Origin of the sequence: Microbacterium sp. (assembly GCF_039812165.1) — a bacterium.
GTDB lineage: Bacteria > Actinomycetota > Actinomycetes > Actinomycetales > Microbacteriaceae > Microbacterium.
Genome location: NZ_JBDIAB010000234.1, coordinates 1 through 4054 on the forward strand (window position 1 = coordinate 1; position 4054 = coordinate 4054).

The window sequence follows — 4054 nt, forward strand, 5'->3', positions numbered from 1 at the left end:
GTGCAGCACCTGCAGTTCCCCACGGAGGGGACGCGCACGCTCGGGATCACCGCCCGCGGCCCCGACGGCCCGGAGCGCACCGACGCCGAGATCGTGGTCGCGGGCGCGCCGGTCACCTTCACCGGCGCACACGGCGCGGCCGAGGTCGCCATGGTCGGCGTCACCCAGTCGCAGGTGTCGCCGTACACCGCGGTGCTGACGCTCGGCTCGACCGCCGACGTGCGCGCGGTCTCGCGGCTGCGGCCGTTCCGCCCGATCGCGGGCGGGCTCCGGTTCGTCGGGGCCGCCACCGCCGCGCGCCGCACGGCCGCGGCATCCGCGCTGGAACGGCTCATCGCGAGCTCCGCCGCCCTGGCCGTCGAGTCGGGCACCGGCGGCGCCGTCGACGTCGCCGGCACGACGTTCGTCGCCGAGAAGGTCGACGTGACCCGCTGGAAGGACCTCCTGCGGACGCGGCAGCAGACCTTCACGTGGGACTTCGGCGACGGCACCACCGCCACGACCGAGACCCCCGTCGTCTCGCACGACTACTTCGCCGCGATCGACCACGCTTCCGGCGTCGGCACGTTCGACGTGACCCTGCGCGTGACGCCGGGCGACCTCGAGGTACGGCGGACGCTGACGATCTACTCCGCCTACGCGCTGAGCAGGCGTGCGGGCACGATCGTCGCGCACACCACCGGCGACCTGTTCGCGCACAAGAAGTACACGCAGGTCTCCGGCAGCTTCGTCGTGCACAACGTCGAGGACGCGCCGCTCGTGCTCGACCGCATGTCGGTGACGGCATATGCGGCGGATCCGGATGCCGCAGCCGTGCCCCGCCCGTTCCGACAGCTCGCCCATGCGATCCAGATCCCCGCGCGGGGCGCCACGTCGATCGGGGTCAACGTGCCCTTCGTCGAGGGGAGGCCCGACGCCGGAGAGCTGCCGTACGACGCTCGCGGGTTCACGGTGATCTACGCGGGCACCGCTGGCGGCGTGCCGGTGCGCTGCTCGTTCAGCTTCGACATCCCGGTCGAGGAGTGGGACGATCGGCCGCACTTCCCGGAGCTGCCCGAGCTCCCGCCGCTCGTGCGCAAGGTCTGGCCCTGGGAGATGGTCGAGGACTGGTGGCGCCAGGAGCTGGGGCGTCCGGAGGAGCTCATCAACCCGGCCGACATCGTGCTCGACACAGTGACGGGCACGGTCGCGATCCCGCTCGACGCGCTCGCGGGCGTGTCGGTGCGGCAGGCCGAGCTCGCCGTGAACACCGTGCTCTCGGGGGTCTTCGCTCCCGTGCAGACGCGTGCGCTGGCCGCGGGCCAGCTCGACGTCCCGGCCACGCGGCGGCTCACGCCGCGACTCGGCGGGCTCGTCGGCTCGGCGACGGAGCGACGGATCGGAGCGGCGACGGATGCCGCGACCCGCGGCTCCGCGTTCGCCCGTGGGTCCGCCGCCGCGCGCGGGCTCGACGCCGCGCGCGGGCTCGACGCCCAGGCGTCCGCGCGGGGGATCGCCGTCGAGCGCGAGCGCGCGACCGGGATCGCCGTGGGACGGGATGCCGGCACGCGCCTCGACGCCGGACGCGCGGCCGTGCTGAACACGGCATCCGTCCTCGACAACGCACGCGCCTTCGCCGGGCTGTTCGCGGAGCGGACGTTCCACACCCTCGAGGGCGAGTTCCCCGGGCCCCCCGACGTCGGTCCGATCCTCGAGGGCGCCGTGTGCGACCCCGACAACCTCACCGAGGAGGAGCTCGCGCTCGCCGAGAACGGCCAGCTCGTGTGCCAGCTGACCGACGAGGTCGTCGACGTCATGATGCCGGCGCGCTGGATGAACGCGCGCCGCGGCGACGTCATCCTCTCGCCGGGCGGCGACGGGCTGATCGGCGGCCTCATGCTGCGCGTGAGCCCGCCGCAGCTGTACAGCCACTCGGGCATCATGACGCGCAACTTCGACGAGATCGCGCACAGCACCGGCAGCCAGGACCGCCTCATGGACCACCAGGTCGGCTTCACGTCCGAGGGCTCGGACGGGTTCGACCCGCCGATCCTGAAGTGGATGTGGCCGGGCGCGATCCGCCAGAGCGTGCAGGACTCGGTCGAGGGCCAGCTCTTCCCCGACCCCGACTTCCCGGGCAAGAACTACCGCATCACGGCGTTCGGCACCCAGACGGTCGGCATCACCCACAACGACAAGATGGTGATGATCCCGCCGCTCGTGCTCAAGCCCGACCCCCTGCTCGAGACCCCGCAGGTGCGGTCGACGCTGCACGCGATCGCGGCCGCCGCGCGGGCGGATGCCGGCATCCCCGGCACGAAGGGCAAGTACCACTACCGCTTCTTCTGCTACACCGATCCCTCGATCGGGCTGGAGAACGGCCACGACCCCGGCGTCGGCTGGGCCGTCGGCACGCGGGCGTCGGTGTGCTCGTCGTTCATCTGGATGAAGGTGCGCGAGCACGTGCAGCTGGAAGGCGTGAACGAGCTGCTCATCCCGAGCGACCTGGAGCCGAAGGACGTCGACGCGGGCGCCTCGGTGGGGCCGACCACGATCGACGGCCTCTACCGGTACACGGCGGCGGAGCGGCTGAACGCGGGGGAGTGGCTCTACGAGCACATCTACGACATGGCGTACGAGAAGGCGGGCTGGTTCGGGACGCTCCTGACCGACGCGCCCGACGACATCGCCAACCAGTTCCTCAACGTGTTCGCCAGCGACGACGCCGACGGCAAGGACAGCGAGGAGTGGCGCAACACCCAGGACGCCAACGCGGTGTCGCCCGACGACATGATCTGGTGGGACGGCCCCGAGAAGGGCGGCGTCTACGGCTTCGTCGAGCCGGCGATCTTCCGCGAGCCGCGCGTCGAGACCTACACGGTGAGCCGCTGGAAGAAGGTCATCACGCGCGGCCGCGTCCACGGGCGGGTGCTGGCGGGCGGGGCGGCCGCGGGCGGGGCATCCGTCTCGCTCTACGGCGACAAGACCGCCATCAGCGCGGCGGACGGGACGTTCTCGATCGAGAACGTGCCGCTCGGCGACTACCTGCTGAAGGCGTCGAAGGTCATCGGCGGCGCGTACCACTCGGTGCAGCTGCCGATCAAGCTCACGAGCGACGACCTCTCGGTCGACGTGGTGCTCCAGCCGCCGGACGAGCGGTTCCGGCTCGCGCAGGTCTTCATCGACTTCCGCGGCGTCGACGAGGAGGACTTCGGCGACGACGAGATCCTCGACCCGGGGCCGGAGTACTTCGAGCTGGAGCTGTCTCCGTCGAAGCTCAGCAACTCGAAGACGAAGACCTACACCTGGGGCGGCGAGGTGCGGGCCGTCTACACGATCACGACGAAGCTCCTCGTGGGCAACATCATCGACGTCGTGGTCAACGGACGGCTCTACGAGGGCACCTCGGAGGACACCGACGACCTCGACGGGCAGGGCTCGCTCGCGTTCCAGGTGCCGCCGGGCGGCACCGGCGGCGCGGTGCTGAAGATCACCAACACCGACGAGGACGACGACGACGAGGGCCGCCTGTCGATCTCGGTGACGAACGCCCGCAACGACAACTGATCCTGCCGCGTCGAGTGGCGCCCGGCCGAGTCACTGTCGTCGTGTCCGCTCACTGCGCACGAGCGCAGTGAGTCGGACGGGCGGCAGTGACTCGCGCCCGGGAGCGGGGCGGAGTACGCTCGCGGACGCGGCGGGGACGGCCGTCCGCCGGGTGCGGATCCGGATGTCGAACGGGGTGTCGGATGCGGGAGCTCGTGGAGGTCGCCCCCGGCGTCCTCGTCGCGACGAGCCGGGTCATGGCGACGACGTCGACGGTCCTGGCCGGCGGCGGCGAGGCTCTGCTCGTCGACCCGGCGTGGGAGCCGGACGAGCTCGACGCCCTGGCCGCCGAGCTGCGCCGGCGGTCGCTGCGCGTGATCGGCGGGTTCGCGACCCACGCGCACGAGGACCACGTGCTGTGGCATCCGGCATTCGGGGATGCCCCGCGGTGGGCGTCCGCGGCGACCGCACAGCGCGCGGCCGCGGACCGCGAGTCGCTCGTCGCCGCGCTCGGCCCGGGATTCCCCGA

The 4054-nt window shown here is 72.1% G+C and carries 2 protein-coding genes; both read left to right on the forward strand.

The genetic code is table 11. The annotated features are described in order from the left end of the window. On the forward strand, positions 1-3546 hold a 3546-nt coding region (locus WML84_RS13420), incomplete at its 5' end, for a PKD domain-containing protein (RefSeq protein WP_347346641.1). Positions 3547-3728: 182 nt separating this feature from the next. Beyond that, positions 3729-4054 (forward strand): MBL fold metallo-hydrolase (locus tag WML84_RS13425; protein ID WP_347346642.1); only part of this gene is annotated, 326 nt, incomplete at its 3' end.